Raw genomic sequence first — 26,041 nt, forward strand, 5'->3', positions numbered from 1 at the left:
TGCGCAGTGCGAAAGGCAAGCCATGAGCCGGATCACGAGTCTTGTAGGAGACATAACGAAAATTGAGGCGGACGCCATCGTCAACGCCGCAAACTCCTCTCTGCTGGGCGGCGGCGGTGTGGACGGTGCGATCCACCGTGCCGCAGGACAGGAACTCGTCCAGGAATGCCGTCTTCTGCATGGTTGCAAGACCGGTCAGGCGAAAATCACATCCGGATACAGATTGCCGGCAAGACATGTCATTCACACTGTCGGGCCGGTCTGGCGCGGCGGTGAGGAAGGCGAACCCGACCTGCTTGCCAGTTGCTATGAAACCAGCCTTCGGCTTGCCGCGGAGTACAGTTGCAAGACCGTTGCCTTCCCGGCGATCTCTACCGGCATCTACGGTTATCCAGCCGACCTGGCAGCGGGAACCGCAATCAAAGCCATTCGAAGTGCCCTCGGCGATCTGCCTGGTATCGAAAGCGTCATGCTGGTGGCGTTTGATGAACAGGCCCATGCACATCTCGTGAAGGCGCTGAAGAGGAAAGAAGACTGATGTTCAAGAAAATCCTCATAGCCAACCGCGGGGAGATCGCCTGCAGGGTAATGGCAACCGCAAGAAGCCTGGGAATCAGGACCGTCGCCGTTTATTCCGATGCCGATGCAAACGCCAAGCATGTCGCCATGGCGGATGAAGCGTTCCACATCGGGCCGGCACCCGTATCTGAAAGTTATCTGCAGGTAGACAGGATCATTGAGGCCTGCCGGACAAGTGGCGCCGAAGCAGTCCATCCAGGTTACGGTTTCCTGTCCGAAAACCCGCATTTCGTCGAAGCGCTGGACAAGGCCGGGATCACCTTTATCGGCCCGAGCGCCGCTTCCATTCGAGCCATGGGCCTGAAGGACGCGGCCAAGGTCCTGATGGAACAGGCTGGCGTTCCGGTGGTACCCGGCTACCACGGCGACAACCAGGATCCGGCTTATCTGAAGGCGCGGGCAAGCGAAATCGGTTATCCGGTTCTCATCAAGGCGCGTGCCGGCGGTGGCGGCAAGGGCATGAGGCGTGTCGACGATCCTGCAGATTTCCTGGAGGCTCTGTCCGGAGCACAACGCGAAGGCGAGGCCAGTTTCGGAGATGGTCAGGTGCTGATTGAAAAATATCTCACCAGGCCGCGTCATATCGAGATCCAGGTATTTGGCGACACACATGGCAACGCGGTTCATCTGTTTGAGCGGGACTGTTCCCTGCAGAGACGTCATCAGAAGGTGATCGAGGAAGCCCCTGCCCCCGGCATGACGGATGAAATGCGGGCCGCGATGGGCAACGCGGCGGTCAAGGCCGCAAGAGCCATCAACTATTCGGGGGCTGGAACCATAGAGTTCATTGCTGACGTTTCCGAAGGACTCAATCCTGACCGGTTCTATTTCATGGAAATGAACACACGCCTTCAGGTCGAGCATCCGGTCACGGAATTGATCACCGGAGAAGATCTCGTTGAATGGCAACTACGTGTCGCATCCGGCGAGCCCCTGCCGAAACTGCAGCAAGAACTTTCCTTCTCCGGCTGGGCTTTCGAGGCAAGGCTCTACGCTGAAGACGCACCGAAAGGATTTCTTCCGGCAATCGGCACTCTGGAGCACTTGTCCCTGCCTGAAAGGATTGCACGAGTGGACAGTGGTGTTCGCCCCGGCGACGAAATTACACCTTATTACGACCCGATGATTGCCAAGGTGATCGTCAACGGCCCGACCCGGGACGCAGCGCTCGGCAAACTGCTTTCGGCTCTGGAAGCTACGGAAGTTGCCGGCTGCGTGACCAATGCCGGTTTCCTGTCCGCCCTTTGCCGGCACGAGGATTTTGCGGCTGGTGATGTCGATACCGGTCTGATCGACCGGGACCTTGAAGATCTCATTGAAGAACCTGAAGTCCCGGAAGACGCTGTGGCGCTCGCCGCGCTCACGGCCCTCGGCCTGACAAGACCTGCTTGCGGAAACGATCCGTTCGAAACTCTGGCAGGGTGGCGCATCTGGAGCGCATCGCGCCAGTTCGCACTCCTTGAGGTCGGTGGTGAACGCCGCGACACCGAAGTTCGCGCTCTCGGTAATCGGCGGTTCGCGGTACATCTTGAGGGTGGGGTACGCACCTATACGATCATTGATGTCAACGGCGGCACTTTCACCTACGACTGCGAAGGCCATCGTGCCAGTACTGTTGTGGTCGAAAGTACCGATGGTCTTACCGTCTTCTTGAACGGGCACGCATTTGCGATCGGTTTGCCCGATACGCTGAGCGCTGACGAAGAAGCAACCGTTGCCGGCGATCAGCTGATTGCGCCGATGCCAGGTCTGGTTAAGGTCTTGTCGGCAGCGCCCGGCGATACCGTGACCAAAGATCAACCGCTCGTCATCCTTGAAGCCATGAAAATGGAACACACGCTCAAGGCACCGCGGGATGGCGTGATCGCAGAAATATTCGCCACGGAAGGCGAGCAGGTAACCGACGGCACGACGCTTCTTGCACTTGTGGAGGAAACCGATGCTGCCTGACGCTGATAGCTACGACGCGCTGACGGCGAGATTTGCGTGGAACATTCCGGAGCGGTTCAACATCGGAGCCGCGGTCTGTGACGTCTGGGCGGACAGGGAACCAACCCGCGAAGCGCTGATCTATGTTGACGAGGGCGGCGACACCGCCCGTTACACCTACGCCGACCTGAAGCGCCTGTCGAACCAGCTTGCCAATCTGCTCGTCAGCCGCAACGTTGCGCCCGGAGACCGAATTGGTGTCCTGCTGCCACAACGTCCGGAAACCGCATTTGCGCATATCGCCGCGCTGAAACTGGGTGCCGTCACCATACCTCTCTTCACGCTGTTTGGCGAGGAAGCCCTGGAATACAGGTTGCGCGATTCAGGTACGAAGGCGGTAATCACAGATGCCGGCGGGGCTGCGAAGCTGGCAGGGCTTCGAGACCGGCTACCGGAATTGACCACTGTCTTTTGTGTCGATGGCGAAGATGGCAGCGCGGATGACCTTGCCAGTCACATGGCAGGACACGAGGATGTTTTCACGCCTTTCGATACCGCCGCCGACGATCCTGCAATCATCATCTACACTTCCGGCACCACCGGCCAGCCCAAGGGCGCACTGCACGGACACAGGGTCCTGCTCGGCCATCTGCCCGGCGTTGAAATGAGCCACGATTTTCTTGGGCAGCCGGGGGATCGCATCTGGACGCCCGCTGACTGGGCCTGGATCGGCGGTCTGCTCGACGTGCTCATGCCTGCACTCTACCTCGGGGTTCCAGTCGTTGCCTGCCGCTTCCGGAAATTCACCGCAGAAGCAGCTTTCCAGCTTCTGGAGGATCAGAAGGTCCGGAACGCCTTTCTGCCCCCAACAGCGCTCAAGCTGATGCGGCAGATACCGCAACCACGGGAAAGGTGGACTTTCGAGCTTCGCTCCGTCGCATCGGGGGGCGAAACACTCGGGACGGAACTGATCGACTGGGGCCGCAAGACTTTCGGTCTGACGATCAACGAATTCTACGGGCAGACCGAGTGCAACATGATCGTCTCCAGTTGCAGTCGGATCATGGAAACCCGCCCTGGCATCATGGGTCGTGCCGTCCCTGGTCATCATGTCGCGATCGTCGACGACAATGGCCGGGAACTGCCTCCGGAAACGCTCGGCAACATTGCCGTCAAACGGCCGGATCCCGTAATGTTTCTCGAATACTGGAACAACCCCGACGCAACGAAAAGGAAATTCGCAGGCGACTGGCTGCTCACCGGCGATACAGGTGTCCGCGACGCAAGGGGCTGGCTGCGCTTTGTCGGACGCGATGATGACGTCATCACGTCATCCGGCTATCGCATCGGACCGGGTGAAATCGAGGACTGCCTCATCCGTCATCCGGCTGTTGCCATGGCGGGCGTCGTCGGCAAACCGGACCCGCAACGAACGGAAATCGTCAAGGCCTACATCGTTCTGAAACCCGGCATCGAACAAACCGACCGGCTCGCAGCGGAAATTGCCGACTTCGTCAAGACCCGGCTGGCTGCCCACGAATACCCGCGGGAAGTCTCCTTCGTTGAAGCGCTGCCAATGACGACCACGGGCAAGGTCATCCGGCGGGAACTGCGCTCCCGCGCCCAGCAGGAGGCGTGAGACCATTGTTCGCAATGGACCCGATGCCCCCGCGCGTCATCGCTGTAATTTCTTGGGACCAGGTCTCTCCATGCCCGGCAACATTCTCAAACGCATTGGCATACTGGGATCAGGCATGCGCAATGCCTGTCCGTGACAACAATGTACAAGATCTTTCGCCGCTAACCGGTTTTCCGAAATGAGTCAAAAAATGTCCGAATTCGTAACCATCTTCGAAATGGGGCCTCGCGATGGACTGCAGAACGAAAAGCAGTTTGTTCCGACCGAACTGAAAATCCAGCTTGTTGACAGGCTTTCAGACTGCGGCTTCCGGAAAATCGAGGTGACGAGTTTTGTCAGCCCCAAATGGGTGCCGCAGATGGCCGATGCACAAGACGTCATGGATGGAATTTATCGCCATCCGGCCGTCGTCTATTCGGTACTGACACCGAACGTCAAGGGCTACACGGCGGCGCGCAAGGCGTCCGCGGACGAAGTTGCGATTTTCGGGTCGGCATCTGAGGGGTTTTCCAGGAAAAACATCAACTGCTCTGTCGCTGAAAGCATCGAACGGTTCAAGCCGCTTCTTGAAAAGGCGCAGCACGATGACATGCCGGTACGTGGTTATGTCTCCTGCGTAACGGACTGTCCCTATGACGGACCGACACCTCCTGAGAAAGTCGCCGACGTTGCAAGGCAGCTGTTTGAACTCGGCTGTTATGAAATTTCGCTTGGCGACACGATCGGGGCAGGAACGCCCGAAACCATCGGCAAGATGCTGGATGCGGTCCTGGAGCATGTTCCGGCGAGCAGGCTTGCGGGACACTTCCATGACACCAAGGCGCGGGCGCTGGAAAACATCGAGGTTAGTCTTGCAAAGGGACTGCGTATCTTCGACGCGGCGGTCGGTGGCCTCGGCGGTTGCCCGTATGCACCGGGAGCAAAGGGAAACGTGGCAACCGAGTCGGTTGTTGCACTTGTTGAACGCATGGGATTTGAAACCGGCATCAAGTCCGACCGTCTGGCGGAAGTTGTGGAGTTTGCCCGCGGCCTGAGGAGGACCGACGCATGAGTTTCGAGACAATTTCCATCTCTGCGGACGACCGCGGCGTCGCCACCCTGTTGTTGAACCGGCCCGAAAAACACAATTCACTCTCGGCCCGGATGATTACCGAGCTGGCGGAGGCCGCAGAAAATCTCGGAAATGATCCCGATGTGCGGGCCGTGATCCTGACCGGTGCAGGGGCAAGTTTTTGCGCCGGAGGCGATCTCGGCTGGATGCGCGAGCAGTTTGAAGCCGACCGGATGCAGAGGATTGCCGAAGCGCGCAGGCTCGCCATGATGCTGAAAGCTCTCAATGAACTTCCAAAGCCGCTGATTGGACGAGTGCAGGGCCAGGCCTTTGGCGGGGGCATCGGCATGATGAGTGTCTGCGACACCGTCATCGCCGTTGAAGGCGCCAAATTCGGATTGACGGAGGTCCGACTTGGGCTCATTCCGGCAACCATCAGCCCCTACGTTCTCGCGCGCATGGGCGAAGGCAAGGCGAGGCGTGTTTTCATGTCGGCCCGCATCTTCAGCGCGCACGAGGCAAAGGACCTGAACCTTGCCGCCAACGTCGTGTCGGCCGAGGAACTGGATACCGCGGTGGAAAGCGAAATCAGGCCCTATCTCGCAGCCGCACCTGCTGCCGTTGCAGCTTCAAAGGCACTGGCAAGGTCGCTCGGTCCATCGATCACTGACGAGATTATCGAAGACACGATTGGCCGGCTCGCGGATACCTGGGAAACTCCGGAGGCGCGTGAGGGGATAAACGCATTCTTTGACAAGAGAAAACCGGCATGGGTGTCTGGCTGATCAGGTCGTCTGACGTCTTGCGTGCTCGATCAGGGCGGCGATCCGCGCAACTTCGACCTGTTCCGACTTTGGCGCTTCCTTTTCCGGTTCGCCATACATGCGCTCCCTGCGCCGGCGGATTTTCTTGCGCTGCCACTCACTGATACCTTCCGGCAGCTCGATGCCCGCCCGGTCCATGCCGATCAGGATCCTTTGAAGATCAGGTATCAGTTCCGACGAAATTGTGAAGGTTCCGTTGGCAGGGTGCTTGAAGACCAGCGTCTTTGTGCTTTCAGCGCCATTCAGCAGAACAGCTTTCTTGTGTCCGATCGAACCCATGGTCGACTGGAACCATGCAACCCAGCCGGATGCCTCCCAAAGGCGGACTTCGACTTTTTTCAGCTCGTCATAGGGAACCCGGGCGCGCAATCCGAATTGGGTAAACTCAAATCCGTTGCCGAAAAAACGGACCCAGGATGTCTCTTGCCGGACAGCCACTGCAAAGAATGGAAAACACGCACACGCCGGAACCAACAGGCACAGGGAGATGAGTGCGAGCGCTCCTGTTGTGCTGCCCATTCCGATGAACGCGAGTGAGAAGAACAAAATTCCAAGCGTGAAACCCAGCGCGTCGAAGACGATGATTGACGGCCGGCAAACCGGTTTGACCGCTCCGGAAGGAGCAGATGGTTTGGGAAGTGCCGCATAGATACCCGCCGCCGCGACGAGGCATAACAGGCTGTTCAGCAGCGACATGAAGAAAAATCCGCAAACAATCGCAAAGACGCTGAGGCTCAAAGGTAATACGCGGCGAATAAATTCAATCTTGGCTGTTTTGCCCAAACCGCTCTCCATGCTTTCAGACAGCGAAACCGTAACAGACTGGGGAAACTTACTGATTCTGCCATTGAATCAACAGGAGAGATGTAAATCAACAACCAGATCATTCTATCCAAAAACAATGTAACCAATAATCTGAGTTTTTGCCGGCAAACTCGATTCAATTTGGAAGTAAAACCAGCCATCCTGAATTCCGGTGTTTCCGGTAACCAATTGTAATATATAATACTTGATGCAAAAAATATCCGAGCGGTCGACAATGACATCCTCAATTCCTCCGAATCTCTCCTGTGATCCGGTTAACGAATGCCTGGGACGCAAGTGTGTGCGTGCGAGGAAGGAGGCAGCAGAAAATTGACTTCGACAAGCAAAGCCAAATGATCGAACGGTTACACCAGCCTTCCCGTATCCGGTAGCTCGCCCACGAGCTTGTCATGAACCATCGTTAGGCCAGCACCCTCAGGCGCCGCGGAGGAGGCGATGACACAAGTCGAGGAAAGATTGAGTTCCTTGTCCCGGAAGAACGGTTCGCCGCGCGACTTGCTCCACGCGCGCCATGTCGCGGTTGTTCCGGCACAATCGAAAAGAACGGCGGCTCTGACGCAGTGCGAGCCAGAAGACGGAAAATGCCAGGTTGCCTTGCACCGTCATGTCTTTTCCCGTCTTCGCACCGATAGATGCCAGTGTTTTTCGCAGAAAAAGATCACGCCCGAGTTTGGCTTCCAGACTGCGAACATGTCGACTGATCACAAATTGTGTCAAATGGAGCCCGGCCGCCGCCCGCGCGAAACAGAGGTGACGTGCTGACGCCTCAAAGGCACGCAGCCAGGTAAGCGGTGGCAGATTTGAGTGCTGCATCACGCGCATAACCTGTACATTGGTTTTCCTTCTGTCATATCCTTGAATCCATTGTTCGTCAGTCCAGGTTCAGCTTGCCAAAATCGCCGAACGCCATGAGGGAGAAGCACGATGTTGCAGGTAGCGGAAAACAGAAATCTGACCCATTGGCAGGAACGTGTGGATATGGCTGCGACGTTTCGCTGGACCGCACGGCTCGACATGCACGAAGCGGTCGCAAACCATTTCAGCCTCGCAGTGAATGACGACGGCACACAGTTTCTCATGAACCCGAACCAGCGCCATTTCAGCCGCATCAAGGCATCTGACCTTCTGTTTCTGGATGCAAACGATCCTACGACAATGGAAGGGCCAGACGCCCCTGATCCGACTGCCTGGGGATTGCACGGATCCCTCCACCGCCTTTGCCCGCATGCCAGGTGTGTCATGCATGTTCATTCGATCCACGCAACTGTGCTCGCCTGTCTCGCTGACAGCAATCTGCCGCCCATCGATCAGAATACGGCAATGTTTTACGGTCGGTATGTCATCGATGAGGATTTTGGTGGCCTTGCCTTTGAAGAGGAAGGTGCCCGCTGTGCCACGCTGCTCTCCGACCCCAAGGTCAAGACGATGATCATGGGCAATCACGGAGTGCTGGTAATCGGTGACACTGTCGCGGACACGTTCAACCGTCTTTACTATTTCGAACGGGCAGCGGAGACCTATATCCGCGCCTTGCAGACTGGCCGCCCATTGCGCGTTCTGTCCCACGAGATTGCGGAAAAAACGGCGCAGGAGCTGGAAGACTACCCCAGCCAGGCCGATCAGCACCTCAGCGAACTCAAGGCCATTCTCGACGGTGAAAACTCGGACTACGCCAGCTGAAAATGCGCGACTAGGTGCCGACCAATGCTTGGTCTTCGGTGTCCGGCTGGACAAGAAGATCCTGAAATCAACCGTCTCCCGTTCCGACAAACCGGGACTTGTCTATCTTGCGGACTTGCGAAAAGGATCTGCGGACTGCTGATCACCCAGCGACGATTGCCCGGCATGTCGACTAGTGCGCAAACTTCGACACGAAACGGCGTCTCATGTCTCCGGCACCCATGTCTTCAGGCTTGGCAAATGAAAAAGTGGTGCACCTGCGAAGACTAACATAGAACTCGAGGGCCTGTCCAAAACTTTCGAAGAATTAAGGACTTGGGAGGAACTCCTCCGCTCAGACCCTGAAGTCAAACAAGCTCTCTTGGTGCTTGAAAGGCAAAACGACGGCCTTACGCAACCGATCAACAGGAAATCTAACAGTCGGTCTCGGACGCGAGGGCCGTCACTATGAGCGAGTTGAAGGAGACATTCCATGCGACAAGCGTCGGGGGAACCGTTCAAAGCAGATTGACACCAATCACCCCCCGTCCACGCCACAAGACGACGCGCGATTGCCCGCGTGTCACTGTTCGGTTGTCGCTCGACGACTATGAACGATTGCAAACCTTGGCTGGCGGAAGGGCGCTTAGCGTTTACCTGAGAGCAAAAGGGCTGGAGGAACCCCTTCCTAAGAGAAAAACAAAGAGCAGTGTGCCGATTGCAGACCGGCATGTCATCGCCCAACTGTTGGGAATTCTCGGCCAATCACGGATCGCGAACAATCTGAACCAGCTTGCGTACCACGCGAATGTCGGAAGCTTTGCCATCGATGACGATGCCCGGTCCCAAATCAATGAAGCATATGAACATGTGCTGTTCATACGGAAGATGCTTTTGCGGGGCTTGGGCTACCGGGAATGATCCTCAAGGGCAATCAACGCGGTTCGGGGCGCAATCTTGCGCTCCATTTGCTCAACGTTGATGACAACGAGCATGCGACGGTGCATGAACTGCGCGGCTTTCTTGCCTCAGACCTCATCGGCGCTTTCAAAGAAGCTGAAGCGGTTTCGCTCGGCACCAAGTGTCAGCAATATCTTTTTTCATTGAGCCTCAATCCACCAATATCAGCAAAGGTTTCCGTCGCTGAATTTGAACTGACAATCGAAAAGATTGAAAAAAAGCTGGGCCTGACTGGTCAGCCGCGTGCGATTGTTTTTCATGAGAAGAAAGGCCGCCGACACGCGCATTGCGTCTGGTCCAGAATTGATGTCCAGAACATGCGGGCCATCAACCATTCTCATTACAAGCGAAAGCTGTTCAATATTTCTCAAGAGCTTTTCAGAGAAAACGGTTGGGAGCTGCCTAAGGGATTTCAAAACAAAGATCAGAGTGACGAGTCTGCGTATTCATTTTCGGAAGCAGGACAAGCTAAGCGCGCTAAACGTGATCCATCAGATTTAAAACATCTCTTCAAAAACTGTCTTGAACAATCAGACTCGCTCCCTGCGTTCGCTGCAGCATTGAAAGAACAAGGGTTTTGCATCGCGCGTGGTGACAGGCGCGGATACGTCGCAGTGGATTATAATGGCGAGGTTTATTCACTCTCCCGCTGGTGCGGCGTTAAAGCAAAAGAGCTACGTGCACGATTTGGCGATCCGGACAATCTACCAACAGTCCACCAAGCTCTTGATGACCTCAACCGACATTACCCGCCTACCGACGCAAGTACCAGTCATCGGCACTCAACGAACGAGATTTTCGAAAAACAGCTTGCTGAACTCGTCGTACGTCAGCACGGTGAGCGAGAAGCGCTTGTTGAAAGTCACGAACAGCGTCGCCTTGTCGAGACCAAGGCGAGAAACAAACGACTGCCTAGCGGCTTTACAGCCATTTGGGCTCGTCTCACCGGACAGCTGACAAAAGCAAAAGAAGCTCTTTCCATAGAGGCACAGCTTTGTAGGTCCCGTGATCGACTGGAATTGCAGTCAATGATCGACAGGCATCTCACTGAACGGCGCAGTTTCGCAAGAAGCTTTGTTCAGACAAATATTCTGGTAGAATTGCAGCAAGAGTTTGGTGACGAGACTGCGAGCGCTTCGCGACAGCTTTATCAACCTGATCCTCTCCAGCCGTTGGTCCTACCACCAGATGATGCTCCTTTCACAAAAGAGGAAATTCGCAAACGGCCTGATCTCATCTTGGATGTGTTGTCTGACAGGAAAGCGCAATTTTCGAGATCGGACATTCTAAGTGCTTTGGCCGATGTCATTGACGATCCGCAGGAACTGCGAATTGCGAGCAGCAATGTCCTTTCATCAGCGAAGCTTTGCTCTGTTTCTAGTGGAATCCGAAATACCTTCACAACAAAGGATTTCGTAGCGACCCAAGCACGCTTGCTAAATGTCACTTCTGAGTTAGCGGCTTCGGGCGGTTTTGCGGTTAGATCCAGGCTTATCAGCAAAGCCATTGAAGAAGAAAATACACAATTGCAAAAGCGTTTTGGAGCAGCGCTCAGCAACGAACAAGTGGCCGCCATCAAGCATGTCTTGAAGTCAAACCAGCTTTCCTGTGTCGTTGGTCTCGCTGGTTCGGGGAAAAGCACGTTGCTATCTGTTGCCCGGAAAGCCTGGGAGAAACAAGGCTATCGCGTTCACGGTGCTTCCTTAGCGGGGAAAGCGGCTGATAGCCTTCATAACGCCTCCGGAATACCATCACGCACCCTCGCCTCTTTGGAAGCCAGTTGGAAAAGTGGGTATGAACCAGTCGGGCATGGCGACATTCTCGTTGTTGATGAGGCCGGAATGGTTGGAACACGTCAGTTGGAACGTATTGCTTCAGGTCTGAAGGCACGTGGTTGCAAACTCGTTCTCGTCGGTGACCCGCAGCAACTCCAGCCGATTGAAGCCGGAACGCCTTTTAAAACGATCGCAGAAACGACAGGGGCATCCCGACTGACAGAAATCAGAAGGCAGAAGCATGGTTGGCAGCGTACCGCCTCGAAAGCATTTGCGATCGGCGATACCGAAACCGCAATGCAGGCATATCAAGATCATTGTGCCGTGCATTCTGCATTGGACCGCGATCATGCAATTGCTGAACTGGTGGAAGACTACGTTTCAGATTTTGAAGAGAACCGCCCAGACTCTTCCCGACTTGCCCTGGCGCACCGGCGCAAGGATGTGCACGCGCTTAATCAAGCCATCAAATCTGCACTTCGACAAGTCAACGGTGCGGCGACCGAATTCTTGCTAGAAACCGATCACGGACCACGGGCGTTTTGCGTTGGAGACAGAATCCTGTTCACCCGCAACAACGCGACTTTGGGCGTGCGCAACGGTATGCTGGGATCAATAACAAAGGCCAGCGACAAGCAGCTTAGCGTCCAATTGGATGCGGAGGGAAGCGGCAATCGAAGCGACATTTCCTTCTCGCCGCAGCAATTCCAATCTTTTGATCATGGATATGCCGTTAGCATTCATCGGTCACAGGGTTGCACGCTGGATCGGAGCTTTGTGCTTTCCAGTAGAACTTTGGATGATCACCTGACCTACGTTGCGATGACCCGGCACAAGGAAAGTGTAAAGTTTTATTCGGCACCGGACATAGCTCGGCGGATTAGCATCAGCCAGTGCCAGAGTGACGAAACACCTAAACAGTGGCTAAATGACCCAAGGCTGAAACGGTCATAGCAATCAAAAAATCTAACCCTTCGAGGTCACACTTTGCAATGATAGCATCTGAAATACTCTATGGCTCCGGAACGTTTCTTAACTCCGCTGAAACTAGAAATGCACTTCTCCTAGCGTACGACAGGATTCTTCTTCCTTCAGACACTACTTACGAAACTTTGCACGTAAGATATCTTGATGGAGAATTTGAATTCAAATCGTTCAACAAAATCTCTTCTATTGATTGGTCCCATCCAGACGAAGATGACGATCCCATGCATGTGGAATTCCGCGAACACCTTGAGGATGATTTGCGGCCATATTTGAAGTCTGGTCTGGTGCAGCGCGTTCCACCAGAAAAAGAATTTGACCTCAAGGCGTCACCAATGGCTGGTTTGAAATCTATTCACCCCGACCTATGGTTTTCGATCTTGGCGGGACCGGTCGCTGTGATTTCCACCGATGGCGAGATGCAACAGGAGTTTGTCTGCGATGATTTCTTTCATCAGAGCGTCGATCGCGAAAGTAGTTGGACTGCAATCAGCCTTGACATATCAAACCATCTCGCCAGGACTGACCTGTCATCGAATATGGCCTTTGACCTTCCATATCGGTCTGAAAACATAAACGCTATTTTGTCTGAGGCTGCATTCCAGGTTGTGCTACCGGTTATAAGCCGGATCGCAGTGGATGATATTATGGAACTAAGGTTGAGAACTGAAGATTTCCGCGAAGGTTTTAGAACCTACATTCAGTCAATATCGCTTGAAGCAAGACAAATGGCTTCAGCAGGTGAGGATATCACTGAGGTCCGCAGATACTGTAGGGATCTTGTATCAACACAGTTGACACCACTCCTGGCTGAACATCAAAGGCAACTGTCCGCCCTAAAAACTCAGAAAGTTGCAGGTAACTTCGAAATCATTTCCAAATTCTTGGAAATTGAAACTGGCCCTTGGGCACCTAAGTTCTGGACTGAGCTTTTTAAGATATTGTCATCGTCAACAAACGAAACTGCTGCTGAGCTTACTAATAGAAAGTCGAACCTTAATCTTACTCTCAATTTGCTTCGTCTCGTTGGCGAGGATGTAAGTTCCATTGGCCAGAAGAAGCTATCCGATGACCTGAAAAACAAAGCTCGCGAGGTTGCCAAACTTCCCACGATTAACGAGGCTATTCGTAGACTCCTATGGCGGAAAGACTAAACTAAATTCAATAATCGAAGTGTGCGAACAATTTCACAGTTCTTTGACAAAGCATGGGGCACCTGCTGAAAACTGTTCATACCCATCTTCATAGTTGACATTGGCGCAGCCTGCAGCCTGCGTAGGTATGAGCTCACAACCGACCTTCGCTGCTAGTGTGCTGAACGACCGCTCTATTAGGCTTGAGCGCCCGAATATCGGCTGAAATTCGAAGTCTACTTCCCGCTTCGACATCGAATACCAACTGGTTCGTTACCGCCCAAAAAACAGGCGTCTTCAAAAAAACTCGGCCCGGTCTACGCCTGTAACAGTACCGCTATGATCCCAAGTTAGGCGAAGGCATTGAGGCTTCATTCTTAACACCGTGCTGAACGGCTATGCCATTATGATCTTTGGCAGTCGCCGCAGGCTCAAAACGCGAAACCAGACCTTTTTCCAGGAAATTGATGGCAACCATATCAGGCAACGCTTGTTCCAACTCCACCTCTAGTTCTTGCAACTCATGTTGCGCTAGTTCCTCGTCGCCAGTTCTTTCGCGCGCGTGATCCAGCTTCTCCTGAAACTCAATCAGTTCCTGCCGTTCTTCCAAAAGCCGCTGCTTCTCCAGAAACACGGGCTCATACTCTTCCCAAGTTGGATGGGCATCAGGAATGGTTGCCGGATCAAATTCATCCTGCCCGAGTTTTTGGCCGTGTTCGTCATACACAGTTTGGCCATCCTGGGTCCGAAACACTTTGCGCCCGTTGTCGAGAACAAATGCGCTGGACAAAAGATCGTCCAACCGCTTCTGAACAAGATCGAGCGCCTCACCGTTCTCCATAAGCGCGTGAACGGTTGCTTCCTCATATACATCGAGCTTTTTTCGGAACCGCTCAATTTCAATTGAGTTCGCAACAACGACCGAAGCAGCCAATTCACTTAATGCATCCTCGGCCCTTTCCGCTTGCTGTTGCTTTTGTTCACGGCGCTGGCGTGCATCGATAAACCATTTCCGGCGGTTGGCCTCGGCGATTTCACTCGAACGCTGCCGATCACTCAATTCGCGAAACTGGTTTATGATTGATCTCATCTACTCCCCACAGTCTTTCTTGATCATTACATGGACCAATGCACCGACTGGCTTGTCTGGCTGCTGTTCAAACCAAGTCAGGAGGCGTTGGGTGTTGACTTCGGAGTCTTCTCCGTAGTTCCAGTCATAAATGCAGCGCATCCCGGTCTGATCTGGTCTATCCTTTAGCCACCGTGCATAGGCTAGGCCTTCCACAACTCCATTGATGTAACTTGCACTCTGTTCAGCTGACATCTTGTCCAAAACGTCGCCTGCGGTTTGCGCCCTCGCCTCAACTGCATAAGAAATAATCATTATAGTAATTATAGATAACAATACTAAAAATTTACTTAATTTTAACCCTGTTAAATTGGTCATAATCGTTCGTATTTGTCATACTACAGAAAATTCACTCAAATTTGCAGTAAGTCACCCAAATATCGTAAAATATCAATAAGTTGATCATCCGGCAGGCGCTGAATCAGCAACTCCGAGTTTTCACGCGGAAAGGAACGATTCTGTCAATGTGTTAGCCTCGCGAAAAAACACGTAACTTATTGAAAATAAACAAAAATGAAGATCGGATATCTGAGAGTCAGCACTGAAGAACAAAACCCGTATCGCCAGCTCGATTCACTAACACCATTATGTGACCGGGTTTATGTCGAAAAACTCTCGGCTGTTGCGGCTAGGCGGCCTGTTTTTGACGCGGTCATGGATATGCTCAAACCCGGCGATACTTTGGTAGTTTGGGATTTAGACCGGGCGTTCAGGTCAACAGTAGATGCAATCCTTCAAGAAGAGCGTTTGAGAACCGCCGGTATCCGATTTGAGGTCTTCTCTTTAAGGGTCAACACGGCGGAGCCAGCAGGCGAATTTGCCTATTCTGTGATGGCAGCGGCGGCGCAATATGAACGGCGCATGATTTCCAAGCGAACCAAGGAAGGGTTAGAAGCTGCGGTCAAGCGCGGCGTAAAACTGGGCCGCAAGCGAAAACTCAGCGACAAACAGGTTCGCCAAGCTCGTGAGAAGCTTCAATCCGGTGGCTGGACGCGCAGTGAGGTTGCGGCGCTGTTTGGTGTCCACCCACGCACTCTCGCGCGGGCACTTTCGTTACTCGGGTCGGATATGTAACGGCCCGAGCAAGTGTTTTCTCATGCGGCAATTCGTTGTCGTGTTTTGTACCGATCAACGCCAGCAAGCCGACGTTCGGCAATCCTGCTATATCTCTCCTCAAGTTCAATTCCGAGGTAGTCTCTTCCAGCCAACGCGGCGGCAACGGCGGTTGACCCAGAACCGGAAAACGGGTCGAGGATCAAATCTCCAGGTTTTGAAAATGAGCGCACCAATGGCGCGATGATCTCAACTGCCTTTTCTGTTGGATGATATCTGTTTCCAGAATAGTGCCAGGACTGGACGTCACTGATTGGCAGCAGCGGTTTCTTTGGGAATCCTTTTGCCAGTAAATATGCTGATTCATGATGATAAGCAGTGTGTCCCATTGCTGACGCATAAGCCTTAGGCCAGACAATGTGTCCTACAATCTTGAAACCAGCTCCTTTCCAGGTATCGGAAAATTCAGGCAAAGCGGTCCAACCGGAAAAGCTGATAGCCAAGGAATTTTGTTTCAACACCCGGAACAGTTCATGGAACACGGGCAATACGAACTCAGCATTGTCGTCGTTTGCAATGCTTCGACCTATCCGGTCTTTGTAGTTCACCAGATATGGCGGATCGGTAATCACCAAATCCACGCTCTTACTTTCCAGCTCTTTCAATCGTTCATTTGAATCTCCGTTTATGATTTTGTTTCTCATTGTTGTTTGCCTTTCGTTTGGGTTGAAACAAACGCGAAGCAAAAAAGAACCCCGCGCATGTTCCCTTGCCAAGCGGCGAGCGTCCGGAAAATCACTAAAGACAATGTGCCCGCGCCAGTGCGGGCTCAATTCCCGGACGGGCGGCCAAAATCCAGCGATGGATCAACTGTTTTCTCGGGAGACCGCGTAAGCGGCGGAATATGGTTGACCCAAAGCAGCGCGTCGATGGTTTTGGCGTAAGCTGGAAGAAGGGCAAGAAGCGTGTGACCAACGCACAACAAGACACTGTTGAGGTCTTGCCGTGGTACTTCACGCCTTCAAACTGAATCCCACCGGGCCGTATTCATCTCGTACAAACCTTCCCAATCTGAAAAACTCTTTCATGGGAATTCCAAAGTTTTAGAAATGTCTTTTTTTCTTCGTGTTATTTTCTGAAATTGTAGATACGTATCTCATCAAAAAACGTTAGTTTCGACGAAGAAATGATGGATCGTGCTTCGAGCCAATGCACAAGCTCCTGATTTTCGGGCGTGTTTGGTATTATTGGCTGCCCCCACCCCTTTTCAATTTTGGAGTATGGCTTTGGCAATTGTTGAATAATTGACCAAATTTGTGCCACAGATAATATCCCGTGGCATTTGTTAAAGAGAGCTATTTGCGTGGAGACTGGTTTCGAATGAACAATTAAAGCATGAGCAACATCTTCAGATAAATCACTAACATCTGCATTTGTGCGATGCAGTACGCGCCCAACATGTGATGCTCTAGAGGGTAAGTTGGAGATCAAACTCAAATCCATACCAGAAACAATTCTCAATTTTTGTTCATCACCAATTTCAGAACATAGAATTGCTTCGCGAAAATCATCGTCAATTTCATATTCGCTTTCTTGTTTTAAGTAGGCGTCAATATTCTTCGCGATAAATTCGACTTGGAGATCTTCCAAGTCATTCAAGAAAGTAAAACTGTCGGTCGAAAGAATTATTTTTTTCTCTTCAATAAGTATCCTAAGCTTTTCTTTGTCAATTTCACTAGGAAAATTCTTAAACGATCTCGGAAGCATTCGTATATATGCGCGATAAATTTCGTCCTCAAAATCATTGTTGTTGATTAGGTAGGCGCGCAATGGCCTAGCTGAAACCTGGCTACCAACTTTTACGTTAGAAAGCTTGATCAGCGAGTCGTCCGACTTTAGGAAGTCAGTAAGCGTGCCAGCATCGAAATTTTCGCTATTTAAGTAATCTAAACAGTTCTGCCACGTTGATTCGAATTTATGCAGTCGAAATAGCGGGGTGTGGAGACGCACCGGGACCTGTTCGAGCGTGGGCAATTTTTTGGATTGCTTTTCGACAAACTGCACCAGATATTCATCCTCGATATCGTCATGATTAATGACTGTCAGGATTGTCGAAACCTCCTCCTCGCTATTAGTAATAGACTCAAGGAGCACGTTTTTCAGGTAGTAGCTAAATTCTTGCTCAATTTTGGTCGTCAGAGCTTTATCTTCAGATTTCAAGACTGTTGAGTAATTCTTAGTTCGTAGCTCATTTGTTCCATTTAATCCAAGAACAACTTGGAAGATGAATTCAATATTATCGATAGAAATAACGTATTTCCCGTCGGCAGCAATTAGCTTTGTGATCGCAGTATGGGGTTCAATATTCGAAAGTTCTTTTACTTCAAACTGAACCAAACTTAGTCGTTCATACTCGAAGTCGACACCTGATTCCAGAACATCAAGCAGACTTGTCGAAAGTAACTCGGAGAATACAGAGCTCTTTTCCTTCAGTGTCTCAAGCTGACTTTCGGGAAGATGTGCAAGCATCTGAGCGGCATGCATCAAGCTGTCCGGGCTTGATATCGCGGTCGAAACGAAATCAGGCCAATTTTTATTCAGCGCTGTAAGAAGTTCAGTAATTCTCTTTCCCGTTCCGTAATATACTTGAAAGAAGTTACGGCACTCGGAAAAACTTGAAGAAATGAAATCTATTAGTTTACCGATTTGTTTCTGATACTCTCCTTGATCGGCAAACAAGCAATCAACCAGGGTTTTGTTGAGAATGAAATTCTGACGGAAATCGTCAGTTCGCATCGCTGCAATGACTTCCTTGGGATTATCAATTTGAAAATCCGGACCCGGATTCTTAAAGCTACGGATTTGGATTAGAAACTTGTTGTCGTTTGGCGAAAGTCGACCAGAATGAAACAGAGAAGTATATTGATAAAATGAGTCGTCAAGAAATCCCTCAAATATTAGAAATCGCACAAGATCTTCGTTGTCATTAAATGCACTGAATAGTGGTTCGGAATCTTTTGCATTCGTTCGAATGATTTCATTGAATTTTTTAAGGCGCAACTTGGAATTTTCGACTCTCAGCTCCCTTATAGTTTTCGAAGTTTTTTCTTTGAATTTTTCGGTCCTTTGCTCAATCTCATCCTTTCTGTCTTGATACGATTTTTCCGGATTCACTTCGTCTTGCAAACCAATGAGTTTAATGCGCACGATCTGATTTTGAGGTGAGCGACATACAATTTCCTGTTTTTCTAGCTGCTCATCGAATACTCGATGATTAAGGATAGAGTGTAGTGGATCATGTCTATTTCCTTCGAATTCAAAAATATTATGGCCTTCAGGAATCTTAGAGGCTAAAGACATAGCGTAGATCTTGCGAAGTTCTTCCTGGTCTGCTGGCACTTGCTTTTCTGCATCACTAATTTGTTTTTCTAATTTTGAGACTAGAACTCTATTGCGAGACTCGACAGTGGAAATGTATGAGTCGTGCTTATTTAAGATCTCCGCAAGCTTGCCTCTACCTCGATGCAATTCTTCGAAATCACTTGGCAACACATTCTTGTAAATGAGAATTGCAAGGAGTTTGTTTGCATCGAGGATGCTATCTCCATCGGTCTCCAAGTTTGCGACATAGATTGCGTACTCGTTGAAGATATTCTGAATCAGTCGCATGTCGTTAAGGTAACGAGATACCTCACGCAAAAACTGCTGATTAAGACGCTTGTCCAGTGAGAGGCGTTTCCCTTGTTCAATAACTTTGTCGATGGAATTGGAACTGTTAATGATCGGTATTACAGGCACAATAAATTCGAAAAATTTAGTGCGATCCGTGTTTTTGAACATGTTGTCTCTAAGAGCGTAAAGAAATCTTATTGGTCTTTTCACACCCGCGTTTGCATTAACAAGGCTATTTATCTCACGTAAAGTAACAAAAATATCTGGATTGTTGAATCTGTCTAGATCTTCAATAACGACCAGATCATAATTTGTCGACTGAAAGAAATAGATTATCTCATCTAAATGACGATTCAGAATGGATTCTTCTTCAGCGGATTCCGGCTTTATTTCAATATCTTTCAACGAAACGCTTTTTAGCGAGAAGCCAAAGCTTTTAACATATATGTGGTGTAACGTGCCCCAAAGAAACAAAAGTGCTAAAGTCAAACTTGCAAAATTGAGCCAATTGTCAAAGCTAAACGGCTGAAAAAACTTTCCACTAACAATTTCTGAGCTGCTTTGCACCAAGTGCCAGCAAGCGATTAGTCCGAAAATAATGAAGATCGAAACAAATCTGGCCCACCATTTTGGTGACTGAATTCTCTTAAAACGCGATAGTGGCAGACTGTTAGAATCCGCGCCATAGAGCATCTGCTGCAGAATGCTACGCTCAATTTCCTGTTTACTAATAGCGCTCTTCGCGAGAAGACTATTTTCTTGATCTTCCCCATACGACGACACAGAAGCTTCAGGCAAGAAAGCAGCAAGCGATATTTGAAGGACTGGTTTCTTGTAAGTCTTCAGGAATGTTTTGATAATGCTGCTTTTGCCAGAACCATAGGGACCAGTAAGCGCGATATTCGAAATGTTGGGTTCGCTGATCGCGTAGTTTAGTGCATCTGAGTATATGCCTGACCCGTCTGCTTCGTCAGTCGGAGCTAAGTGAACATATTTAGGGGGTACATTGTCGCCTTTTTGTGTGACTGAATTTAACCAACCCCTAAGTCTTGAAACGATCTTCACTTCACTGACCTGTAAACCAGTTCTCTATCAATACAATTTCTACCATTAGCTCATATGCTGGAAAACACAATATTAGTAGTTGTGGACAAAGTTGTATAAGTCTCTCGAGATTTGCCTTTCTTAAATTATTTTTGGACTGACTTTGAAAAAATTCAGGTCTCTCTGAGCTGCAGTTACTTGAGCGGTTTGGTTTTCTGAGTCGACAAATTTTGTTGAAAATTTCTCGCTATTGCGGGCCTAAATCAAGAACAACCACTTCACGGAAAATATGGGCGTATGAAGCACGACTGCATCGTGGCTGATTTGTTAGCCACAACTCAATTCATGTCGGCAGGCCAATGCGGACATTCCATGATCTATTCAAAACAGCAAGAACAATCGGCTTGTTTCCTCAAGATAGTATAATTACTTTTCTATGACGGCCTTAAACAAATGTTAGAATAGTAAAGGTAGAAATTAGATGCTTCATATTTTGATTGATACTTGCGTTTGGCTAGATCTTGCGAAGGATTATCGAAAACAAACGATAATTCGAGCTGTTCATGAGCTTGTAGAGAGCCGCCAGATCAAAATCATTGTGCCGAAAATAGTCAAGGACGAGTTTGCAAGAAATAAGTCGCGAGTGGCTGAGCAAGCACAAAGCAGCCTCCAAGCACACTTCAAATTGGTCCGTGAAGTGGTCGATCGCTTCGCAGAGGATGACTACAAGATGCATACGCTGAATTCGCTGAATGAAACAAACCAGCGGATAGCGATGAAAGGTGAAGCCGTTAATGATTCCATCAAATGGATTGAAGGATTACTAACAGCCGGAATTTGGAAAGCTACAACGCAGGAAATCAAGCAGAGAGTAACCGAGCGTGCCTTAGCCGGAAGAGCACCTTATCACCGTTCGAAAAACAGCGTCGGTGACGCAGTCATTATTGAAACATATGCTGAGATAACGAATGCGAATACGAAACGTGTCAAATTTGCGTTCGTGACTCACAACATTCGCGACTTCAGCCAGCCAGCTGGTGATCAGCGCAAGCCTCACCCCGACTTGCAACCGTTGTTCGACGGTGCTCGCTCGACTTATTGGACATCTCTCGCGGAGCTCCTAAAGGCAGAGTTCACGGAAGATCTCGATGATTTGGTAGCGGATTCGAACTGGTTTGACGAACCTCGGCGACTTTCCGAGATTCTCGTGGCTACTCACCTTTTAGAGAAACAGATTTGGTATAATCGCCATCGCAACCTGATCGTTCGTATCGCGAAAGGTAAAACTAAGGTTGTTAGTTTTGAAGAGTGGGAAGCCGCAGATCCACGGGAGCGAAATAGGACCCTTGTCGTTGACAGTATATGGGAGAGAGCACTCCGCGCAGCTCGACGCACCGAGATTGAGGTCGGCATTGAAAATCTTGGGCCATGGGACGACTTTGAGTGGGGAATGATCAATGGCAAGCTAAGTGCTCTACGATGGGTCACAGGCGATGACTGGGACATGCTGGATACATAGTCGAAGCACTAGGTGAAGCTGAGTTCAGATCCTAAGGCAACAAACCAGTTGAACAAAAACTAAATGTCTGCGTTGGGTTGGTTTGTTTTATCTAGAGGGATGCAACGGGAGAGCGCAGCGTCTCCCTTGCCAAGTTGGTGGGGTCTGCCCCGACACATCTTGCATTCGCATCGCACAACGTAAGGACGTTTTTTTCACAACGCAAAAATTCTTTAATTAATTGCGCTTCCTCCGCCCCTTTCGCATTTTAGCACCGTTGCTAACAGGCCTTGCTAGAGTTTGCGCTTTTAGTGAATTGAAAAATTCGGAAGTTTTTGTGTTCTGAGAGAGATTAAACAAACCTATCCGTTCCACATTGAGAATTTCCCCATGCAAACTCAAACACTGTGGTTTTCGATCTAAGTGAATTAGAATAGGATCGCAGGAACTTCCTAAATTCCAAATTCGAATAATATTGTCATTTGCGGCAGAAACAACTCTTCTGTTATCTTTAGTCAAGAGGGCGCAAATAACTCGGCTCGGATGCTCTAATTGATCATAAATTTGAAGCCCATTTTTTGTATTCCAAACCCGCACGCTTTTGTCATCACTTGCGGTAACAACCAGAGTCCCGTCTAAGCCAAATTTAGCAGTGTTAACGGGACCAGAATGACTCAGAGAATGTTCCTTACTGCAATTCTCATTTAAATCCCATAGACAAGCTGTGCCATCATCAGATGCGGTTATAAGCATCGTTGCATCATGGTTAAAGTCAGCATCATTTATGATATCAGAGTGTTTAACTTCATCGTTTAATATTTCACCATCTTCAACATTTTGAATTATCGCAGTGAAATTATCTCTAACTGAAAAATGCTTTCGGCACTCACAGTCGAAAAGATTGACATCAAAAAGTGATCCCGAAACAGGTTTCCCAATCGTTGAATTTTTTTCATAATCCCAAATATAGGCAGTATCTAAGCCCGATCGTACAGCCAATCTTTTTCCCTTTTTTAGAAACTCGGCACGGCTAATGCTTTTTGAAGTTCCCTTAGATATATGAGATTTAAATTGAGAGGATCTTAGCGTTGCTGCGTTAGCGTGAGCACTCGTGCTCCATATCCGTAATTCGTCCGCGTATTCATTTATGGCAATATCTTGACCCAAATAATCAATAGTAATTGCACGAACTCTATGGTCCTCAATTTGTTCCAACAAACCATTATGCGCAGAATATTTTTTCCCGCCCGACAGGATGGGAATCTTTTGGGTGATTAGCTTACCTTCAGTAATATCCCAAATTTGTCCAAATCGCATATCAAGAGACATTTCCAGTACTCGAGAGCCGTTGCCGCTTATTAGAAAATTTGAACGCCAATATTTTTCGTCAGACACACGGGGATTTTTTTTATCAGCATCCCAAATTTGACAGATACCATCTCTAGATACCGAAACAACTTTGTTGCCGGTCAAGTTTACTTCAACTGTGTTCATGGGACTATCGAAATTGATAAATTTTACGTCGTTCCTGTCCTCAAGAACGTCATAAATAAGGACAGCATTTGAATCGGAACACGGTACGCATAGTTGACCAAGGTTCTCCCTCAATTCCTCAGCGCCCGATTGTGAGAGAATGTAGTCAGGAAAAGACGCTTTCAATTCACCAGATTCAGCATCACGAAATTGAACGATTTCATCGAACATCATCGATATTATTTCTTTGCCGTCCTTAGAGAAACTGCAGTTATTGAACAGATTATCGTGCTGCAGATGAATCAAACCAATTGAGTCCATATTACTCCATAAATATGCTGATAAATTTATTGGATCACTCAGTAGAACTTTTGTTCCATCTGAGCTGAAAGTCGCGGAATCAATATTGCCATTATCAATTTTAATGGTCGATATTCGCTTACCATCTGGAACCTTCCAAATATTCGCAGTACCATCAGATGAAACAGTTACAATCTTTGCTCCGTCCTTGGAAAATTCTGCTGATACAACTGAACAATTGTGTTCGAAGGGATTGCAAAGACTCGAGCCGTCCACGTTAAATATTCTGGATGTTCCATCTTTAGAGGCTGTTACAATTTTTGTACCGTCATATGAGAAACGCGCGCATAGTACCGAGTCAGTGTGTCCCGCGAAAGGCTCGCCGATTTGTTGTGATGTTTCTGCATCCCACAAACGTACAGTTCTATCAACAGAGGCTGTAACCACTGTTTTGCCATCAGGAGACCAACTGGCGTTGTTGACTACACCACGATGACCCTCAAGCTTCAATAACTCGGAACCTAGCCTTGGTAAGTATGGGTAAAGTGGAGTCGGCCAGCAATCAGGGTCTTTTAGCGCATCTGACAGCAAACTGATATAATCATCTGCTGTTTCATGTCCAAGATATCCAAACAATTGATGCGCTAGTGAAGCAGGACTCATTCGCAAGGCTGGTACTGAAAGATTTACTGCATGCCCAACTTTTAGTGCCTCAACTGACTGTTTGTCGGATAAAAAGGATTGCTGTAATTCTGCTATTCCCACTGCCTTCAGCTTTGATTTAAGCCATCCAAAATTCATCCTTAATTCGTTTGCACAATCGATTTGTTCTGCCTTCTCCATATGATAGAGAAGGTTCTTCCACCCATACTGATGGTCATGAGGAAGATCATCCCACCCACATGGGCAGAAGGTGCGCATAGACTCAAGAAGCTGTTCATGGAGTGAGCTAAGATTACGTTCTCGCTTATTCCAAGATCGAAGGTATGCCGATATTTCATCGTGCAGTTTAATAGTTTCGCTATTGGCATCAATTGGTTGGAAGAGGGAAAATTCACGAAAATGCTTAATGCGCTCTTTTAATTCGTCACTGTCTAGTCCATGGGTTTTGTCTCGCATCCAAAGATCAATGATCACCGGAATTGGGATTTCCGAACCGTCTGGGAAAACTCCTAATTGCCTGACAAGTTCAGGGTTCATATTCGGGGCAATAAAACTTAAACTTGCTTCAATACAGTGGCCAACAAGCTTGCGGCGCTTTTCAATTTCTTCTTCACCTAACCATTCAACATCTAAGCTGTCTATCTTGTCGCGCTCAAGAAATTTTTTGTATCTTGCAATCGAATAGCTGACAGTATCTTCGTTACTATTTTGTATTCGTTTGAAGATACCGTTAGCCAAATTCAGAATAAGAGGCCATCCATTGAAACGTCTAGATAGTTCACGAAGTTGCACTTTTTGACCTCGGGTTATGTTAGTCATTCCATCCGTCAATAAGGCTAGTGAAGTTTCATCTGGGAGTTTTTGTATTGGAATTATTTCAGATGAGAATTTTGCAACTCGTTCAATTCTCGTTGTAAAAACGATAACAACGTCTTCGAGATGTTTTGATAGCCAGTTTGCTTGCGTGATAGTCCAAATGTCGTCAGCAATTATAAGAAGGCGTTGTCGGGGAAGAACTTTTCTCAGTATTTGGATGTCTTCATCGCGGCCTTCTAACGCAATTTCTGATCTTTCATTTTTACTATACTGCTGCGCAATCATATTCATGATTGCTTGTTGCAATGTGATATTTCCAGCTTTTTGGTCTCGGCTGTCAATCAATCCAAATTGCAGCCAATAGATGCCTCCGGGAAACTGGCCTTGTACTTCCCAATCATGACATATCTCAAGGGCAAGAGATGATTTTCCATATCCACCAGGACCATAAATCGCGATACTTGAAGGAATTGAAGCTTCTTCTTCAGGGCATAGAAAGCTTTTTAGTTCTTCGAATTCTGGACGCTCACTCTGATAGGCATCATTTAAGAAATCTCTGTCGCTCCATGTCGGTGGTATCGGAACTTCATCGTCATTTATCGCCTCGAAAACTGATCTTTTGAAAATCAATTTTGCGCTTTTTTTATCAAAAATTTTCTTGTCGATTTCTTTCGCTATTCCGGGTAGTTCTAGCTCCCCATGTAGGCGATAATGAATTACGATGGCGTGAATTGTTGCAGCTTTGCAATCTTCAATATCGTCTAATTTCGAGCTACTAAGATTTTTGACTATCTCCCAAATTTCTTCACCCACAGCTTCTTCAATATCTGAAATCCACTTGGCAAGTTTTGCATCAATACCAGGTGTACCTTTGCCAAATCGGACATCACGAAATAATTTGCATTGCCTGCCTACTAGTTCTTCATATTCATCTTCAGTGCACTGTTTTTGTTCGGAATCTAATTCTTTTTTAATTCTGTCGGAAAATTCTGTGAACGGAATGTTTGGCAAGCTCTTCATACCAAAACTCTATTT

General features: G+C 49.2%; 18 protein-coding genes. 11 read left to right on the plus strand and 7 right to left on the minus strand.

The window, feature by feature from the left end; genetic code table 11:
- Nucleotides 1-22: 22 nt before the first annotated feature.
- The 5 genes from LA5095_RS09680 (at nt 23) to LA5095_RS09700 (ending at nt 5,983) form a co-directional block, all read left to right on the plus strand.
- Nucleotides 23-538 carry an O-acetyl-ADP-ribose deacetylase gene (locus LA5095_RS09680; protein WP_055115511.1) on the plus strand — a complete coding sequence of 172 codons (516 nt, stop codon included), beginning with the start codon at nt 23-25 and terminating at the stop codon, nt 536-538.
- Nucleotides 538-2,529: an acetyl-CoA carboxylase biotin carboxylase subunit gene (locus LA5095_RS09685; protein ID WP_055114444.1), complete on the plus strand. Its 1,992-nt coding sequence runs from the start codon at nt 538-540 to the stop codon at nt 2,527-2,529. Before LA5095_RS09680 ends, LA5095_RS09685 begins: the two co-directional genes overlap by 1 nt.
- Nucleotides 2,519-4,147: an acyl-CoA synthetase gene (locus tag LA5095_RS09690; RefSeq protein ID WP_055114446.1), complete on the plus strand. Its 1,629-nt coding sequence runs from the start codon at nt 2,519-2,521 to the stop codon at nt 4,145-4,147. Before LA5095_RS09685 ends, LA5095_RS09690 begins: the two co-directional genes overlap by 11 nt.
- 190 nt (nt 4,148-4,337) lie before the next feature.
- On the plus strand, nt 4,338-5,198 hold the full coding sequence (locus LA5095_RS09695; protein ID WP_055114448.1) for a hydroxymethylglutaryl-CoA lyase: 861 nt from the start codon (nt 4,338-4,340) through the stop codon (nt 5,196-5,198).
- Nucleotides 5,195-5,983 (plus strand): crotonase/enoyl-CoA hydratase family protein, encoded by a 789-nt coding sequence (locus LA5095_RS09700; RefSeq protein ID WP_055114450.1) that lies wholly within the window; start codon nt 5,195-5,197, stop codon nt 5,981-5,983. Before LA5095_RS09695 ends, LA5095_RS09700 begins: the two co-directional genes overlap by 4 nt.
- Here LA5095_RS09700 and LA5095_RS09705 read toward each other — a convergent pair whose 3' ends face one another.
- Nucleotides 5,984-6,718, minus strand: a complete 735-nt coding sequence (locus tag LA5095_RS09705; RefSeq protein WP_055115513.1) for a hypothetical protein — start codon at nt 6,716-6,718, stop codon at nt 5,984-5,986.
- 543 nt (nt 6,719-7,261) lie between these two features.
- Nucleotides 7,262-7,669: a LysR family transcriptional regulator gene (locus tag LA5095_RS33445; protein ID WP_055114452.1), complete on the minus strand. Its 408-nt coding sequence runs from the start codon at nt 7,667-7,669 to the stop codon at nt 7,262-7,264.
- A gap of 102 nt (nt 7,670-7,771) precedes the next feature.
- Here LA5095_RS33445 and LA5095_RS09715 point away from each other — a divergent pair, with 102 nt between their 5' ends.
- From LA5095_RS09715 to LA5095_RS09730, 4 genes are all read left to right on the plus strand, one after another.
- The gene (locus LA5095_RS09715; protein WP_055114454.1) at nt 7,772-8,527 is read left to right on the plus strand and encodes a class II aldolase and adducin N-terminal domain-containing protein; all 756 of its coding nucleotides are present in this window, start codon (nt 7,772-7,774) and stop codon (nt 8,525-8,527) included.
- A gap of 447 nt (nt 8,528-8,974) precedes the next feature.
- Nucleotides 8,975-9,427: a plasmid mobilization relaxosome protein MobC gene (locus LA5095_RS09720; protein WP_144435941.1), complete on the plus strand. Its 453-nt coding sequence runs from the start codon at nt 8,975-8,977 to the stop codon at nt 9,425-9,427.
- Nucleotides 9,424-12,195, plus strand: coding sequence for an AAA family ATPase (locus tag LA5095_RS09725; protein WP_055114458.1), 2,772 nt, complete (start codon nt 9,424-9,426; stop codon nt 12,193-12,195). Before LA5095_RS09720 ends, LA5095_RS09725 begins: the two co-directional genes overlap by 4 nt.
- 38 nt (nt 12,196-12,233) lie before the next feature.
- A complete protein-coding gene (locus LA5095_RS09730) occupies nt 12,234-13,379 on the plus strand; it encodes a hypothetical protein (RefSeq protein ID WP_055114460.1) in 1,146 nt (381 codons plus the stop codon).
- 316 nt (nt 13,380-13,695) lie between these two features.
- Here LA5095_RS09730 and LA5095_RS09740 read toward each other — a convergent pair whose 3' ends face one another.
- Together LA5095_RS09740 and LA5095_RS09745 are read right to left on the minus strand one after the other, a co-directional pair.
- Nucleotides 13,696-14,448: a hypothetical protein gene (locus LA5095_RS09740; protein ID WP_055114462.1), complete on the minus strand. Its 753-nt coding sequence runs from the start codon at nt 14,446-14,448 to the stop codon at nt 13,696-13,698.
- Entirely contained in the window at nt 14,449-14,805 is a 357-nt protein-coding gene (locus tag LA5095_RS09745) for a hypothetical protein (protein ID WP_055404240.1), read from the minus strand.
- 195 nt (nt 14,806-15,000) lie between these two features.
- Here LA5095_RS09745 and LA5095_RS09750 point away from each other — a divergent pair, with 195 nt between their 5' ends.
- Nucleotides 15,001-15,561 (plus strand): recombinase family protein, encoded by a 561-nt coding sequence (locus tag LA5095_RS09750; RefSeq protein WP_055114464.1) that lies wholly within the window; start codon nt 15,001-15,003, stop codon nt 15,559-15,561.
- A 20-nt stretch (nt 15,562-15,581) separates the two neighbouring features.
- On the opposite strand, the gene LA5095_RS09755 is transcribed toward LA5095_RS09750, so the two are convergent.
- Together LA5095_RS09755 and LA5095_RS09760 are read right to left on the minus strand one after the other, a co-directional pair.
- A complete protein-coding gene (locus tag LA5095_RS09755) occupies nt 15,582-16,244 on the minus strand; it encodes a DNA methyltransferase (RefSeq protein WP_055114466.1) in 663 nt (220 codons plus the stop codon).
- A 424-nt stretch (nt 16,245-16,668) separates the two neighbouring features.
- Nucleotides 16,669-20,277: a YobI family P-loop NTPase gene (locus LA5095_RS09760; protein ID WP_082442469.1), complete on the minus strand. Its 3,609-nt coding sequence runs from the start codon at nt 20,275-20,277 to the stop codon at nt 16,669-16,671.
- 460 nt (nt 20,278-20,737) lie between these two features.
- Between LA5095_RS09760 and LA5095_RS09765 the strand changes: the two genes are divergently transcribed.
- Nucleotides 20,738-21,775, plus strand: coding sequence for a PIN domain-containing protein (locus LA5095_RS09765; RefSeq protein ID WP_055114468.1), 1,038 nt, complete (start codon nt 20,738-20,740; stop codon nt 21,773-21,775).
- A 216-nt stretch (nt 21,776-21,991) separates the two neighbouring features.
- Here the strand turns inward: LA5095_RS09765 and LA5095_RS09770 are convergent, their stop codons facing one another.
- Nucleotides 21,992-26,026, minus strand: coding sequence for an NB-ARC domain-containing protein (locus LA5095_RS09770; RefSeq protein WP_055114469.1), 4,035 nt, complete (start codon nt 26,024-26,026; stop codon nt 21,992-21,994).
- Nucleotides 26,027-26,041 lie beyond the last annotated feature (15 nt).

This window comes from Roseibium album (assembly GCF_001404515.1).
In the GTDB taxonomy this organism is placed as follows: Bacteria; Pseudomonadota; Alphaproteobacteria; order Rhizobiales; family Stappiaceae; genus Roseibium; species Roseibium album.

Coding starts and splice junctions, on each gene's coding strand:
- LA5095_RS09730 (WP_055114460.1), top strand. CDS start 12,234: ATGATAGCATCTGAAATACTCTATGGCTCCGGAACGTTTCTTAACTCC.
- LA5095_RS09695 (WP_055114448.1), top strand. CDS start 4,338: ATGTCCGAATTCGTAACCATCTTCGAAATGGGGCCTCGCGATGGACTG.
- LA5095_RS09725 (WP_055114458.1), top strand. CDS start 9,424: ATGATCCTCAAGGGCAATCAACGCGGTTCGGGGCGCAATCTTGCGCTC.
- LA5095_RS09685 (WP_055114444.1), top strand. CDS start 538: ATGTTCAAGAAAATCCTCATAGCCAACCGCGGGGAGATCGCCTGCAGG.
- LA5095_RS09705 (WP_055115513.1), bottom strand. CDS start 6,718: ATGTCGCTGCTGAACAGCCTGTTATGCCTCGTCGCGGCGGCGGGTATC.
- LA5095_RS09700 (WP_055114450.1), top strand. CDS start 5,195: ATGAGTTTCGAGACAATTTCCATCTCTGCGGACGACCGCGGCGTCGCC.
- LA5095_RS09680 (WP_055115511.1), top strand. CDS start 23: ATGAGCCGGATCACGAGTCTTGTAGGAGACATAACGAAAATTGAGGCG.
- LA5095_RS33445 (WP_055114452.1), bottom strand. CDS start 7,669: ATGCGCGTGATGCAGCACTCAAATCTGCCACCGCTTACCTGGCTGCGT.
- LA5095_RS09740 (WP_055114462.1), bottom strand. CDS start 14,448: ATGAGATCAATCATAAACCAGTTTCGCGAATTGAGTGATCGGCAGCGT.
- LA5095_RS09720 (WP_144435941.1), top strand. CDS start 8,975: ATGAGCGAGTTGAAGGAGACATTCCATGCGACAAGCGTCGGGGGAACC.
- LA5095_RS09750 (WP_055114464.1), top strand. CDS start 15,001: ATGAAGATCGGATATCTGAGAGTCAGCACTGAAGAACAAAACCCGTAT.
- LA5095_RS09765 (WP_055114468.1), top strand. CDS start 20,738: ATGCTTCATATTTTGATTGATACTTGCGTTTGGCTAGATCTTGCGAAG.
- LA5095_RS09770 (WP_055114469.1), bottom strand. CDS start 26,026: ATGAAGAGCTTGCCAAACATTCCGTTCACAGAATTTTCCGACAGAATT.
- LA5095_RS09690 (WP_055114446.1), top strand. CDS start 2,519: ATGCTGCCTGACGCTGATAGCTACGACGCGCTGACGGCGAGATTTGCG.
- LA5095_RS09745 (WP_055404240.1), bottom strand. CDS start 14,805: ATGACCAATTTAACAGGGTTAAAATTAAGTAAATTTTTAGTATTGTTA.
- LA5095_RS09755 (WP_055114466.1), bottom strand. CDS start 16,244: ATGAGAAACAAAATCATAAACGGAGATTCAAATGAACGATTGAAAGAG.
- LA5095_RS09715 (WP_055114454.1), top strand. CDS start 7,772: ATGTTGCAGGTAGCGGAAAACAGAAATCTGACCCATTGGCAGGAACGT.